This window comes from Pseudomonas marincola, assembly GCF_900682675.2.
GTDB classification, from domain to species: domain Bacteria; phylum Pseudomonadota; class Gammaproteobacteria; order Pseudomonadales; family Pseudomonadaceae; genus Aquipseudomonas; species Aquipseudomonas marincola.
Window position 1 is genome coordinate 4,521,793 of record NZ_LR215729.2, and the last position, 12,756, is coordinate 4,534,548.

14 protein-coding genes are annotated in these 12,756 nt (G+C 58.0%); 5 read left to right on the plus strand and 9 right to left on the minus strand.

Annotated elements, in window-relative coordinates:
• Nucleotides 1-57: 57 nt before the first annotated feature.
• Entirely contained in the window at nt 58-558 is a 501-nt protein-coding gene (locus PMYSY11_RS20695; protein WP_069898573.1) for a lactoylglutathione lyase family protein, read from the minus strand.
• Nucleotides 559-654: 96 nt separating this feature from the next.
• On the opposite strand from PMYSY11_RS20695, the gene PMYSY11_RS20700 reads away from it, so the two are divergent.
• A complete protein-coding gene (locus PMYSY11_RS20700) occupies nt 655-1,524 on the plus strand; it encodes a LysR family transcriptional regulator (protein WP_150547895.1) in 870 nt (289 codons plus the stop codon).
• Nucleotides 1,525-1,548: 24 nt separating this feature from the next.
• Here the strand turns inward: PMYSY11_RS20700 and PMYSY11_RS20705 are convergent, their stop codons facing one another.
• Nucleotides 1,549-1,902 (minus strand): YkgJ family cysteine cluster protein, encoded by a 354-nt coding sequence (locus tag PMYSY11_RS20705; protein ID WP_069898512.1) that lies wholly within the window; start codon nt 1,900-1,902, stop codon nt 1,549-1,551.
• A gap of 160 nt (nt 1,903-2,062) precedes the next feature.
• On the opposite strand from PMYSY11_RS20705, the gene PMYSY11_RS20710 reads away from it, so the two are divergent.
• Nucleotides 2,063-3,376: an NAD(P)/FAD-dependent oxidoreductase gene (locus PMYSY11_RS20710; protein WP_150547896.1), complete on the plus strand. Its 1,314-nt coding sequence runs from the start codon at nt 2,063-2,065 to the stop codon at nt 3,374-3,376.
• Between the two features lie 49 nt (nt 3,377-3,425).
• Here PMYSY11_RS20710 and PMYSY11_RS20715 read toward each other — a convergent pair whose 3' ends face one another.
• Together PMYSY11_RS20715 and PMYSY11_RS20720 are read right to left on the minus strand one after the other, a co-directional pair.
• Nucleotides 3,426-4,022 carry a DJ-1/PfpI family protein gene (locus PMYSY11_RS20715; RefSeq protein WP_150547897.1) on the minus strand — a complete coding sequence of 199 codons (597 nt, stop codon included), beginning with the start codon at nt 4,020-4,022 and terminating at the stop codon, nt 3,426-3,428.
• 59 nt (nt 4,023-4,081) lie between these two features.
• The gene (locus PMYSY11_RS20720; RefSeq protein ID WP_150547898.1) at nt 4,082-4,321 is read right to left on the minus strand and encodes a DUF1127 domain-containing protein; all 240 of its coding nucleotides are present in this window, start codon (nt 4,319-4,321) and stop codon (nt 4,082-4,084) included.
• A gap of 185 nt (nt 4,322-4,506) precedes the next feature.
• Between PMYSY11_RS20720 and PMYSY11_RS20725 the strand changes: the two genes are divergently transcribed.
• Complete coding sequence (locus PMYSY11_RS20725; protein WP_150547899.1) at nt 4,507-5,931, plus strand: aminotransferase-like domain-containing protein; 1,425 nt, start codon at nt 4,507-4,509, stop codon at nt 5,929-5,931.
• A gap of 5 nt (nt 5,932-5,936) precedes the next feature.
• On the opposite strand, the gene PMYSY11_RS20730 is transcribed toward PMYSY11_RS20725, so the two are convergent.
• Both PMYSY11_RS20730 and PMYSY11_RS20735 read right to left on the minus strand, forming a co-directional pair.
• The gene (locus PMYSY11_RS20730; protein WP_090509962.1) at nt 5,937-7,082 is read right to left on the minus strand and encodes an MFS transporter; all 1,146 of its coding nucleotides are present in this window, start codon (nt 7,080-7,082) and stop codon (nt 5,937-5,939) included.
• 161 nt (nt 7,083-7,243) lie between these two features.
• Nucleotides 7,244-8,737: an aldehyde dehydrogenase gene (locus tag PMYSY11_RS20735; protein ID WP_090509960.1), complete on the minus strand. Its 1,494-nt coding sequence runs from the start codon at nt 8,735-8,737 to the stop codon at nt 7,244-7,246.
• Between the two features lie 251 nt (nt 8,738-8,988).
• Between PMYSY11_RS20735 and PMYSY11_RS20740 the strand changes: the two genes are divergently transcribed.
• Nucleotides 8,989-9,354, plus strand: a complete 366-nt coding sequence (locus tag PMYSY11_RS20740; protein ID WP_150547900.1) for a cupin domain-containing protein — start codon at nt 8,989-8,991, stop codon at nt 9,352-9,354.
• A gap of 146 nt (nt 9,355-9,500) precedes the next feature.
• On the opposite strand, the gene rpmG is transcribed toward PMYSY11_RS20740, so the two are convergent.
• Entirely contained in the window at nt 9,501-9,656 is a 156-nt protein-coding gene (gene rpmG, locus PMYSY11_RS20745; RefSeq protein WP_002551515.1) for a 50S ribosomal protein L33, read from the minus strand.
• Between the two features lie 11 nt (nt 9,657-9,667).
• Nucleotides 9,668-9,904: a 50S ribosomal protein L28 gene (gene rpmB / locus PMYSY11_RS20750; RefSeq protein ID WP_010489195.1), complete on the minus strand. Its 237-nt coding sequence runs from the start codon at nt 9,902-9,904 to the stop codon at nt 9,668-9,670.
• Between the two features lie 388 nt (nt 9,905-10,292).
• Here rpmB and PMYSY11_RS20755 point away from each other — a divergent pair, with 388 nt between their 5' ends.
• Nucleotides 10,293-11,885 carry an ABC transporter substrate-binding protein gene (locus PMYSY11_RS20755; RefSeq protein WP_150547901.1) on the plus strand — a complete coding sequence of 531 codons (1,593 nt, stop codon included), beginning with the start codon at nt 10,293-10,295 and terminating at the stop codon, nt 11,883-11,885.
• 39 nt (nt 11,886-11,924) lie between these two features.
• Here the strand turns inward: PMYSY11_RS20755 and radC are convergent, their stop codons facing one another.
• Complete coding sequence (gene radC / locus PMYSY11_RS20760) at nt 11,925-12,599, minus strand: RadC family protein (protein WP_150547902.1); 675 nt, start codon at nt 12,597-12,599, stop codon at nt 11,925-11,927.
• Between the last annotated feature and the right edge of the window lie 157 nt (nt 12,600-12,756).

Consider the following 12,756-nt stretch of genomic DNA (forward strand, 5'->3'; position numbering starts at 1 on the left):
CGACCCAGCGAATGGCCAGTGACCACGGCCATTCGCTGCAATCAGGCTTTCAGCGCATTACTGATAAGCGCCTGCGGAGTAAGTCAGTTCATAGCTGTGGCTATAGATCTCAAGGATGATGCCGAACGGATCTTCCATGTAGACCATGCGATATGGCTTCTCGCCCGGGAAGTACTCGCGCACCGGCATCCGCTGCTTACCACCGGCAGCAACAATTTTGGCCGCCAGACCTTCTACATCCGGGTCTTGTACGCAGAAGTGAAAGACCCCGGTTTTCCAGTATTCAAAGTTGTTCTGTGGCTTCTCGGCATTGGAGAATTCGAAGATCTCCACTCCGATGCGGTCGCCCGTGGACAGATGCGCGATACGCGTCGAGCCCCAGCCCTCGCCAAATACGTCGGTGCACATGGCGCCAATGGCCGAGTCATCCTCGACAATGGTGGTTGGCGGCATGATCAGGTACCAACCCATGACCTCGGTGTAGAACTTGACCGCCGCGTCGAGGTCGGTCACCGACAAGCCGATATGGGAAAAGCTTCTTGGGTAGACAGTGGACATGGTCATTACCTCGGGTTGATTAATGAGTAGCCAGTCTATGCAGCCATAGCCATAATAAAAATAAGGCAACTGTTATCGAGAGCATAAGTATTCGTTATGATAAATCCTCAGTGGCTGCGCACTTTTGCAACTCTAGCGGAGCAAGGTAATTTCACCCGCACCGCCGAGCGGCTCGACCTCACCCAAGCGGCCGTCAGCCAACATGTGCAAAAACTCGAAGAGCGCCTGGGCCAGTTGTTAATCCGGCGTCCGCGCGCACTGGAACTGACCCCGGCGGGCCATGCATTACTGGAATACTGTGCAGAGGTTGGCGCGGCGGATCAGCGCTTGCAGTTGCGCTTGTCTGAGGCTGAGAGCGACCACGGCGAGATCAGCCTGATAAGCCCCGGCAGCATCGGCCTGGCAATTTATCCACATCTGCTGGAGTTACAGCAGGCTCATCCCGGGCTGAACATTCGTCATCGCTTCGCCCCGGACAGCGAGGTCTTGTCCAGCGTGCTGGAAAACCGTTTTGAGCTGGGTTTGACGACCCTGAGACCGGACGACCCACGGCTCAAGGTCAGCCGCTTCTGCGAAGAACCGCTGGAACTGGTCGCGCCGAGCGCCGCAGCGGTGAACAGCTGGCAGGATCTTGAACGCCTGGGCTTTATTGATCACCCCGACGGACAAGCAATGGCCAGCAGATTGTTAAGCCGTACGTTTCCCGGAGCGCCGGGTATTCGCAACCTGCCGACACGCGGCTACACCAATCAAATCTCGTTGATTCTGGAGTCAGTAGCGCGTGGTCTGGGCTTCACGGTAATACCGCGCTTTGCGCGCATCGCCTTCGGCCAGTCTGAGCGTGTGCAGGTGATTCAAAGCGAGCGAGGCGTAATCGACACCTTGTGGCTGATACACCGCGCTGAATGGCCGTTGTCTGCACGGGCTAAACGTGTGATCGAGCAGATTCAGCCCTTGTTCGTGTGAGCCGCAGGCAGTTGCACATGAGCGCTAAACCAAAACCTGGCGGGTAGTCGCAATCAACTTGTGCACCTGCGCCTCAAACTCCGGCTCAATCGGCACTTCGGGGCCACGGCCATGCGGGCACGGCAGATTAGGCGTGGTGCCGAACAGGCGACAAATCAGTGGACGCTGGTCATACACCTGACAACCGTTCGGCCCCAGATGCACGCAGTTCAACTCTTCCAGCGCCGCCTCATGCTCGGCATCGCTCTTGTGCGGCAGCCGCGACATCTCTTCGGAGGATGCTGTGACCGGCCCGCAACAATCGTGACAACCCGGGATACAGGCAAAGCTGGGAATCTGCCGACGCAGGTAATCAATTTTCCGGCTGGTACAACTCATAAGCAGCATCCTTAACAGGTTTACACAGTTTAACCTGTGCCGAAGCGCAACGAGATTTATGCGACGCTCAGCCACTTTTTTGGATTTATGCTTGGCGATCAGCTGCAACCATGCTTATGCTTCGTAAAATTTTCCAAACACAATAAACAGGATTTAACACATGAACGCCCGCGTTCACCAACCGGTTCACAGCAATCAGCACGCCGCCTCCTACTATGCCGCCAGCGCTAACCGCAGCGTGGCCTACGCACCATTGGGAGGTGAGCTGCGCGCTGATGTGTGCATTGTTGGTGGGGGCTTTTCGGGGCTTAACACAGCGATCGAGCTGGCCCAGAAAGGCTTGTCCGTGGTGGTTCTCGAAGCCCACAAAATGGGCTGGGGAGCCAGCGGTCGCAACGGCGGACAGTTGATTCGTGGCGTTGGCCATGACGTTGACCAGTTCAAATCGGTCGTCGGTGAGGAAGGCGTTCGCGACTTCAAGCTCATGGGCATCGAGGCTGTGGATATCGTGCGCAAGCGTGTTGAGCAATTCAACATCGCCTGTGATCTGACCTGGGGTTATTGCGACCTGGCCAATAAACCTCGCGACCTCGCAGGCTTTGCCGAAGACGCCGAAGAGCTGAAAAGCCTCGGCTACCAGCACGAATTGCGCCTGCTGCAACCCAACCAGATGCGTGAAGTGGTCGGCTCCGACCGCTATGTTGGCGGCCTGATCGACATGGGTTCTGGCCACTTGCATCCACTGAATCTGGCCCTTGGCGAGGCCGCTGCAGCCGAGTCGCTGGGCGTCCAGCTGTTCGAAGACAGCGCAGTTACCCGCATTGAGTACGGCTCACAGGTCAAAGTTCACACCGCCAGTGGCGTGGTGCTGGCAAACAATCTGGTGCTGGCTTGCAACGCCTACCTTGGCGAGTTGAACACCAATCTCGGCGGTAAAGTGCTGCCGGCGGGTAGCTACATCATCGCCACCGAGCCACTGAGCGAAGAACAGGCGAAAGCGATTATTCCGCAGAATATGGCCCTGTGTGATCAGCGTGTCGCGCTGGATTACTATCGCTTGTCTGCCGATCGCCGCCTGCTGTTTGGCGGTGCTTGCCACTACTCCGGTCGCGATCCTGCAGACATCGCCGGCTATATGCGGCCAAAGATGCTGGAAGTGTTTCCGCACCTGAGAGACACCAAGGTCGAATATCAGTGGGGCGGCATGATCGGCATTGGTGCAAACCGCCTGCCGCAAATTGGTCGCCTCAAAGGCCAAAACAATGTGTTCTACGCACAGGCCTACTCCGGCCACGGCGTGAATGCCACGCACCTCGCTGGCAAGTTGCTGGGCGAGGCGATTGCCGGTCAGGCCAGTAACGGCTTCGACCTGTTCGCCAAAGTGCCGCACATCACCTTCCCAGGCGGTAAATACCTGCGCTCGCCACTGCTGGCGATGGGCATGCTCTGGCACCGCATGAAAGAGGTTCTGTAACCTTGCAAAACGGCGCATGCAGTTGTTGCTGCATGCGCCGGTTAAGGTTTCAGAGGTAAGGCGTGACCACCGAAAGGCTATGCGCCACGCTGGCTTCCTTCTCGCCCACCGGCGCCACATAGTGAATTGCCGTCTCGGCCGCCGCAGTACCCGCCAGTTTGGCAATCACCCACGTCGCCAGATATTGCGAAGCCATGCAGCCGCCTGCCGTGGCGACATTGCCCCTGGCAAAAAACGCCTGCTGCAACACCTCAACTCCAGACTCGACCACCCACGGCTTGCTCAGCAAATCGGTGCAGGCAGGCACGCCATCAAGCAATCCCAATACCGACAGCAGCAAAGTGCCCGAGCACTGGGCGCCAATCAGTTGCCGCGACGAGTCCAGTTGTAACCGATCCAGAATCGAGCGGTCTTGCGCGATATCGCGCGTCAGGATACCGCTGCCGAACAGCACCACATCAGCGCTATTGGCGAACTCCAACGGTTGCTGGGCTTCGATGCGCACGCCATTCATTGAGGTCACCGTGGCCGCTGGAGAGGTGATCTGCACATTCCAGCCCGAACCCTTGAGGCGATTGAGAATACCGGCGGCGATGAATGAATCGAGTTCGTTGAAGCCTTCAAAGGTTAAAATTGCGATATCCATGATCGACTCCTATCCGTTGGCTGGCAGCGTAACCGAGACGCCAGCGGTCTGACTAAATTTCATAACTTCCAGAACGGCAGCGACGCCTCGCGATTCGCTTGCTGTCGGGTCAGGCCGATGTCCTGTAGTTGCTGGTCGGTCAGTTTGAGCAACTGTCGCCGTGTGCTCAAGCGGCGCAGCATCAGGGTCCAGCGCGACAGCTGTGGCCCGTATTCAACACGGCCAGCCAGTGTCGTCTGAGCACTGTGCTGTAACTCCTGCGCGGCCAACGACAGCCTTACATCACTTAATCCGTTCATCTCCTTCTCCCGGCAATCAGCCCATTCGAGCAATCATCATGGGCTTTGCGGAAAAAGCATGACAGATTCAAAAAATGATTATTAAATCCATACAGATTTGCCAATTAGCCGTCTGAATCACACTTTTCAGCGACAACTGTACTGGTTCATCGCCGAACAGACGGCCAGCACCGAGAGACGCGCGCATGACGCTTTATATCGACCTCGCAACGCTGATCAGCTCCAGAATCGAGCAAGGTCTGTATCGGCCAGGGGATCGCCTGCCTTCCGTGCGCGCCCTCAGCATCGAGCACGGCGTCAGCTTGAGCACCGTGCAACAGGCTTACCGCCACCTTGAAGATCAGGGAATGGCAACACCCAAACCCAAATCGGGCTACTTTGTTTCACCGCAGCGCAAAGTCCCTGCCTTGCCCCAAGTGGGCCGACCGGCACTGCGACCGGTCGAAGTCTCACAATGGGACCAGGTACTGGATCAAATCAGCCATAGCCCAGAACATAGCGGCCTGTTGCAACTCGGCCGGGGCCGCCCGGACATCACTGCGCCCACCCTGAAACCGCTGCTGCGCTCGCTGTCGCGCTTGAGCCGGCGCCAAGACGCCAGCGTGCTGACTTACGGCTGTATCCGTGGCGAGCAGAGCCTGCGTCAGCAAATCTCGCGGTTAATGATCGACTCCGGCTGCCAGATTCCCTTCGAGGAAATCGTTGTGACCACGGGCTGCCATGAGGCGCTCTCGGCAGCTATCCGCGCCATTTGTCAGCCCGGCGATATTGTTGCGGTCGACTCACCGAGTTTTCATGGGGTCATGCAAGCGCTCAAGGGCTTCGGCATGAAGGCACTGGAATTGCCGACCGACCCCATCACCGGGATCAACCTCGACGCATTGAAGATGGCGCTGGAACAATGGCCGATCAAGGCCATACAGCTGACCCCGAATTGCAATAACCCGCTGGGCTACATCATGCCCGATGCGAATAAGCGCGCCCTGCTCGACCTCGCCCAACGCTACGACGTGGCGATTATCGAGGATGACGTATACGGCGAACTGGCGTTCAGCTACCCGCGCCCACGCACCATCAAATCCTACGACCGTGACGGCCGCGTGCTGCTCTGCAGCTCATTCTCGAAAACCCTGGCTCCGGGCCTGCGGGTTGGTTGGATTGCGCCTGGCCGCTATCAGGAACAGGTGCTGCACATGAAATACATGGGCACCGGCAGCACCGCCCAACTGCCGCAACTGGCGCTGGCCGAGTTTCTTGCCGCCGGCCATTACGAGCCGCACCTGCGGCGCATGCGTAGCCAGTATGCGCAAAGCCGTGACCAGATGATCGACTGGGTCAGCCGCTACTTCCCCAGCGAGACCCGGGTCAGTCGTCCACTGGGCAGCTTTATGCTGTGGGTTGAACTGCCGACAGGTTTCGACAGCGTGTACCTGAATCAGGCGCTGCTTGAGCACAAGATCCAGATAGCGCCGGGCAGCATCTTTTCTGCGGCCGGCAAGTACCGCAATTGCCTGCGCATCAATTACGCCAGCAAAGCCACTGACGAAATCGAAAACGCAGTGCGGATTGTCGGTGAAACCGTCGCCAGACTGCTCAACGAAACCGGCTGAATCGATTAGGTGGCTGATACCGTCTGCGGCAGTTCATCCCGACGCCAGGCAAGCACCACGAAACCAGCAGCGCCCAGCGCCATCAGCAACGGCAATGCGTGACCGCTCACCCACTGGCTGGCAGCCCCCGTTGCCAGTGGCCCGACCAGACAACCGATACCCCACAACTGCGACACGTGAGCGTTGGCGCGCACTAGCTCATCGTCACGGTAACGCTCGCCAATCTGAATAAGCGACAAGGTAAACAAGCCACCGGCACTGGCGCCGAACAACACCAGAACAGGCCAGATAACAGACGAGTGCAAGGCCAGCGGAATACTCAGGCTCGACAGCATCAGCACCACACCACACCCGCGGAACAGGTTGCGCCGCGACATCACATCCGCCAGCCAGCCAATCGGCAGCTGCAGCACGGCATCCCCGACAACCACAACGCTGACCATGAACAACGCAACGTCTTGTGTGAAACCCTGACGCAGGCCGTAAATGGGTAACAACGTCAGCATCATCGCTTCAAACGAGGCGAATAACGCCACCGCCCAGGCAATGGCCGGGAGCTTGCGGCAGAACACCACCAATCCCTTGAGCGAGACGCTATGCCCGCCGACCTTGGGCGCACCTGTGCGGCCAAGCAGCAACAGCGAGCCGCCAATCAACAGACAAGTACCGGTCCAGAACGCATGATCACCTTCAGTGCCCAACGCCGTCAGCAGCAGCGGCCCGCACAGCTGGCTCAGGGCGTAGCCGGTGCCGTACAGCGCCACCAGACGACCGCGCCATTTCTCGATCGACAGCTGATTGATCCAGCTCTCACCCAGAATGAACACCATGGTTAGTGCCACGCCCAACAACAAGCGCAACACCACCCACACCGCATAGTTCTGCACCAATGCCAGCGTTGATACGGACACGGCGCCGACCAAAAGACACATCTGCATCAACGCACGCGTGCCAAAACGGCCCGCCAGTTTGCCGGCCAGCGAGGCGCCAAGCAGTACGCCAACGGCGGGTGTTGCGGCCATCACGCCGATTGCGAACGAGCCATATCCCCAGCTTTCCAGGCGCAACGATACCAGCGGCATGGTCACACCCAATGCCAGACCAATACTGATGACCGCCATGGAAACGGCGAAATAGGTACCCCAACGCATGTCCAGATTCCTTCTGTTGTAAGGCCTACAAAGCAAAACGGCCGAGCCTCCAGAGGGATAAATCCCCCGGGAAACCCGGCCGCAGGTTTGGCTCATAAGAGCCGGCCCCGATAGCGGGGCGGACCTGATACTGCTACAAGGCGGTTAAGCCCTGCTGTGGATCAAAGCTTGATCCAGGTCGATTTCAGTTCGGTGTACTTGTCGAACGCGTGCAACGACTTGTCGCGACCATTACCCGACTGCTTGAAACCACCAAACGGTGCGGTCATGTCGCCGCCATCGTACTGGTTAACCCAGACGCTACCGGCGCGCAGCGCTTTGGCAGTCTGGTGAGCCTTGGACAGGTTGCTGGTCCAGACCGCAGCAGCCAGACCATAAATGGTGTCGTTAGCGATAGCAATCGCCTCTTCCGCATCATCAAAGGCGATAACCGACAGCACCGGGCCGAAGATCTCTTCCTGAGCGATGGTCATGGCGTTGTTCACGCCGTCGAAAATGGTCGGCTCAACGTAAGTGCCGCCAGTCTCTTCCATCACACGCTTGCCACCCGCAACCAGCGTGGCGCCATCTTTGTGACCCGCTTCGATGTAACGCAGTACGTTATTCATCTGCTGGGTATCAACCAGTGCGCCCACATTGGTTTCCGGGTCGAGCGGGTTGCCGGCCTTCCAGCCTTTGATCGCTTCAACCACCATCGGTACGAATTTGTCTTTGATCGAACGCTCGACCAGCAGACGCGAACCGGCGGTGCACACTTCACCCTGGTTGAACGCAATTGCGCCGGCAGCCGAAGCAGCAGCCGCTTGCAGATCAGGCGCGTCAGCGAAAACGATGTTCGGGCTCTTGCCGCCTGCTTCCAGCCAAACGCGCTTCATGTTCGATTCGCCCGCATAAACCATCAGCTGTTTGGCGATCTTGGTCGAACCTGTGAATACCAGCGTGTCGACGTCCATGTGCAGGGCCAGAGCCTTGCCCACAGTGTGACCGAAGCCTGGCAGCACGTTGAATACGCCAGCTGGGATACCGGCTTCAATCGCCAACTGGGCAACACGAATGCCGGTCAGCGGGGATTTTTCTGAAGGCTTGAGGATGATCGAGTTACCGGTGGCCAGTGCCGGGCCGAGTTTCCAGCAGCTCATCAGCAGTGGGAAGTTCCACGGCACGATCGCGGCAACCACACCGATTGGCTCGCGAGTAACCAGACCCAGCTGATCGTGCTCGGTGGCCGCTACTTCGTCGTATACCTTGTCGATGGCTTCGCCGTTCCAACGAATGGAGTTGGCAGCAGCAGCCATGTCGATGTTCAGCGAGTCGCTGATCGGCTTACCCATGTCGAGGGTTTCGAGCAGCGCCAGTTCTTCAGCATGCTCAGCGATCAAGTCACCAAAGCGGATCATGATCTGCTTGCGCTTGGCCGGCGCCATGCGCGACCAGACACCCGAGTTGAAAGTAGCGCGGGCGTCACGCACAGCGCGCTCGGCATCGGCCAAATCACAGCTGGCGACATGGCCCAACAAGCGACCGTCGACCGGGCTGAGGCATTCGAACGTCTCGCCCGACTCAGCCGAGCAGTATTCACCGTGTACAAACGCTCGGGTTTCAATTTTCAACGTCTTGGCGCGCTGTTCCCAGTCGGCGCGAGTCAAACTAGTCATGCGAATATCCTCTATGGCTGTAGAAAGTGTGCCGGATTTATCACCGCACACCTGCAATTTTTTGTCGTGGCGCAGAGCCTCACAATCCTGTGAGCAACACTAAACCAGAGCAACGCTAAATTTCAATATATTTGACACTTTATGCCCTTAGCGGCTTGTCATGTTCGTTTTATTAAACATAGACTGCGCCAAATCTTCAGCCAAATCTGCCTTTGTGCCTGACAAATTAAACGCCTGATAGAGACAATAAAATGAACATTCAGCAGATCGTCGACTTCGCCAACTCCTCAAGCAAAGCCGAGCACTACCGCCCAGCCCCCGAGAAAGTCCTCAAGGGCGATCCGGCGCAAAGCGTTATCAATCATTACGGCAGCCCGTGCGGCCAGTTCAATGCCGGCATTTGGGAAGGCGCTGTCGGCCAATGGAATGTCAGCTACACCGAATTTGAATACTGCGAAATTCTGCAGGGTGTATCCGTTTTGCGTGACCAGGACGGCAACGCCAAGACTGTCAGAGCTGGCGACCGCTTCGTCATCCCGGCCGGCTTCAACGGCACTTGGGAAGTGCTGGAGGCATGTCGCAAGGCCTACGTGATCTTCGAGCAAGCCTCAAACTGATACTCGCACGATTCACGCAACACCCTTACCCGTCCTTGTGGCGGGTTTTTTGTGCCTGAATGATGCGCACAAGGGTAAACCACTAAATTGCAGGCAAGAAAAAGCCCGCTAAAAAGCGGGCTCTCTCAGCAAGGATGCTTGATCAATTACTTGATCTTGCCTTCCTTGTAGATCACGTGCTTGCGCACAACCGGATCGAATTTTTTAATTTCGATTTTGTCCGGAGTGGTGCGTTTGTTCTTGTCGGTGGTGTAGAAGTGGCCAGTACCGGCGCTCGACACCAAACGGATCAATTCACGCATGATTTAGCTCCTTAAACCTTTTCGCCACGAGCACGAAGCTCGGACAGCACAACATCAATGCCACGCTTGTCGATGCAACGCATGCCTTTGGCAGATACGCGCAGACGTACGAAGCGATTCTCAGACTCAACCCAGAAGCGGTGATGCTGCAGGTTTGGCAGGAAACGACGACGGGTTTTGTTGTGTGCGTGGGAAACGTTGTTCCCGGTTACCGGACCCTTACCGGTAACTTGACAGACTCTCGACATGCCTCAGCCCTCTAAAACCACATGCCCAACCCGGCATGGGTTGGCCGCTTAAATTCAATGTCATTGGCGCAAAGCGCCGCGTTTCTCGAGGGTCTTACCGGCCACACCTGAAAGCGCAACAACCGGGCCCCTAGAAAAGAGCGCTGCTTTATACCAGAAAGACTCCCGAGCAACAACCTTAAACGCAAAAAGCCACTCACCGCGCAAACCGCGATTTAGCGCATCAGGCCTCTACGTGGGGGCTTGGACGATAATACCACTCGTCGCCCGATTTGATTGTTCTGTGAGCAACTTATGGTCTAGGGTAAGACTTTGCTCGTGCGCGTGCTGGCCAAACTGCCTGCTTTCAGCGCCAATGGATGCTCGCCTTATTACTCAGGAGCTGGTTATGCGCCTTAACGCCCTACCCCTAATTATCGCACCTCTACTCATGAGCCCGCTACTGGTGAATGCAGCGACCCTGAGTGTATGCACGGAAGCCAGCCCGGATGGTTTCGACGTGGTGCAGTACAACTCGCTGACCACCACCAACGCGTCGGCCGACGTACTGATGAATCGACTGGTCGACTACAACGCCACCAGCGCCAAGCTGACGCCCAGCCTGGCCGAGAGCTGGCAAGTGTCTGACGATGGCCTCAGCTACACCTTCAAGCTGCGCAGCGATGTGAGCTTTCACACCACCGACTATTTCAAACCGACGCGCAAGCTCAACGCCGACGACGTGCTGTTCAGCTTCCAGCGTATGCTCGACGACGATCACCCGTGGCATAAAGTGGCCCAGAGCGGCTACCCGCATGCGCAGTCCATGCAATTACCACAGCTGGTTAAAAGCATCGAAGCGCCCGATGCACACACTGTGCGCTTCAACCTGACGCATCCGGATGCGACCTTTCTCGCCACGTTGAGCATGGGCTTCGCGTCGATTTACTCGGCCGAATATGCCGACCAATTGCTCAAGGCAGGCACGCCGGACGCGCTCAACAAACAGCCCATCGGCACCGGGCCGTTCATATTCAAGCGTTTCCAGAAGGACGCTGTGGTGCGCTACGACGCCAACCCTGCTTACTTCGCCGGCAAACCCGCTGTGGATAAGTTGATCTACGCCATTACCCCGGACGCCAACGTGCGCCTGCAGAAACTGCGGCGCAATGAATGCCAGATCACCCTGTCGCCGAAACCACTGGACGTGCAGGCGGTGGTCGATGACAGCTCGATCAGCGTGGTCAAGACAGCAGCATTCATGACCGCCTTCGTTGGTATCAACACCGAGCACCCGCCGCTAGACAAGCCCGAGGTACGCCAAGCCATCAACCTGGCATTCGACAAGACCAGCTACCTCAAGGCGGTATTTGAAGACAGCGCCGAGGCCGCCAATGGTCCGTACCCGCCAAACACCTGGAGCTACGCAAAGGACTTGCCGGGCTATAAATATGACCCGCAAGCGGCGCGCAAACTGCTGGCTGACGCGGGCCTGCAAACACCGCTGAAAACCACAATCTGGACGCGCCCATCCGGCAGCCTGCTCAACCCCAACCCCAAGCTGGGCGCGCAATTGCTGCAGGCGGATCTGGCCAAGATCGGCATTCAGGCCGAGATCAAGGTAATCGAATGGGGCGAGCTGATTCGCCGGGCCAAGGCTGGCGAGCATGACTTGCTGTTCATGGGCTGGGCCGGTGATAACGGTGATCCGGATAACTTCCTGACCCCGCAATTCTCCTGCGCCTCGGTTAAATCCGGGCTCAACTTTGCGCGTTATTGCGACGCCAAGCTGGACAAACTGATCAGCGATGGCAAAACCGCGACCACCCAGGCCCAGCGCAGCGACATCTACCAGCAGGCGCAACAGATTATCCAGCAGCAGGCGCTGTGGTTACCGCTGGCACATCCTACGGCGTTCGCCCTGACTCGCAGCAATGTCAGCGGCTACGAGGTCAGCCCGTTCGGCCGGCAAGACTTCGCCAAGGTCACTATTGCGAAGTAAGCGCAACCGGGGGCAGGCCACACGCCAGCCCCCGACACCTTACAACCAGCCGAACTCAGCCATCGACAGCGGTTCGCCATCGCCGACGATGAAGTGATCAAGCACCCTCACCTCGATCAATTCCAGCGCCGCCTTGAGACGTTGCGTCAGCACGCGGTCGGCCTGGCTCGGCTCGGCCACACCTGATGGGTGGTTATGGGTGAGGATCAGCGCCGCCGCGTTGTGCGCCAATGCCCGCTTAACCACTTGGCGAGGGTAGACGCTGGCACTATCTATCGAGCCTTGAAACAGCGCCTCAAACCCCAGCACCCGGTGCTTGGCATCGAGAAACAGACAACCAAACACTTCGTGCGGCTCGTGGCGCAACAGCGCCTTGAGGTAATTACGCACTGCTTGCGGACTTTCCAGCACCGAGTCGCGGCGCAATTGCTCAGCCAAATGCCGGCGGCCCATTTCAAGCACAGCCTGCAATTGCGCAAACTTCGCCGGCCCCAAGCCCAGATGCAGGCAAAATACTGGCTGGTCCGCTTCAAGCAAGCTGCGCAGGCCGCCGAACTCGCAGAGTAAATGCCGCGCCAAATCCACCGCACTCTTGCCGGCAACGCCGGTGCGCAGGAATATCGCCAGCAGCTCGGCGTCGGTCAGGGTTGCTGCGCCCTGCGCCAACAGTTTCTCACGCGGGCGCTCTGCCTCCGGCCAATCGCGAATGCTCATGCACACCTCCTTGTTGAGTCGCGCGCCCACAACCCTGTAGGCGCCTCGCAGCCTCCTGCTGCGCAGCCGCTGCCGCAATGCGGCCGCTGTGATATCGTAGCCCATCTTTTTACGCGGTGGCCGACCTGGGGAGGGGCGTACACCGTGGCGCACATCC

Coding starts and splice junctions, on each gene's coding strand:
- PMYSY11_RS20710 (WP_150547896.1), top strand. CDS start 2,063: ATGAACGCCCGCGTTCACCAACCGGTTCACAGCAATCAGCACGCCGCC.
- PMYSY11_RS20720 (WP_150547898.1), bottom strand. CDS start 4,321: ATGAACGGATTAAGTGATGTAAGGCTGTCGTTGGCCGCGCAGGAGTTA.
- rpmB (WP_010489195.1), bottom strand. CDS start 9,904: ATGTCGAGAGTCTGTCAAGTTACCGGTAAGGGTCCGGTAACCGGGAAC.
- PMYSY11_RS20755 (WP_150547901.1), top strand. CDS start 10,293: ATGCGCCTTAACGCCCTACCCCTAATTATCGCACCTCTACTCATGAGC.
- radC (WP_150547902.1), bottom strand. CDS start 12,599: ATGAGCATTCGCGATTGGCCGGAGGCAGAGCGCCCGCGTGAGAAACTG.
- rpmG (WP_002551515.1), bottom strand. CDS start 9,656: ATGCGTGAATTGATCCGTTTGGTGTCGAGCGCCGGTACTGGCCACTTC.
- PMYSY11_RS20695 (WP_069898573.1), bottom strand. CDS start 558: ATGTCCACTGTCTACCCAAGAAGCTTTTCCCATATCGGCTTGTCGGTG.
- PMYSY11_RS20700 (WP_150547895.1), top strand. CDS start 655: ATGATAAATCCTCAGTGGCTGCGCACTTTTGCAACTCTAGCGGAGCAA.
- PMYSY11_RS20735 (WP_090509960.1), bottom strand. CDS start 8,737: ATGACTAGTTTGACTCGCGCCGACTGGGAACAGCGCGCCAAGACGTTG.
- PMYSY11_RS20730 (WP_090509962.1), bottom strand. CDS start 7,082: ATGCGTTGGGGTACCTATTTCGCCGTTTCCATGGCGGTCATCAGTATT.
- PMYSY11_RS20740 (WP_150547900.1), top strand. CDS start 8,989: ATGAACATTCAGCAGATCGTCGACTTCGCCAACTCCTCAAGCAAAGCC.
- PMYSY11_RS20725 (WP_150547899.1), top strand. CDS start 4,507: ATGACGCTTTATATCGACCTCGCAACGCTGATCAGCTCCAGAATCGAG.
- PMYSY11_RS20705 (WP_069898512.1), bottom strand. CDS start 1,902: ATGAGTTGTACCAGCCGGAAAATTGATTACCTGCGTCGGCAGATTCCC.
- PMYSY11_RS20715 (WP_150547897.1), bottom strand. CDS start 4,022: ATGGATATCGCAATTTTAACCTTTGAAGGCTTCAACGAACTCGATTCA.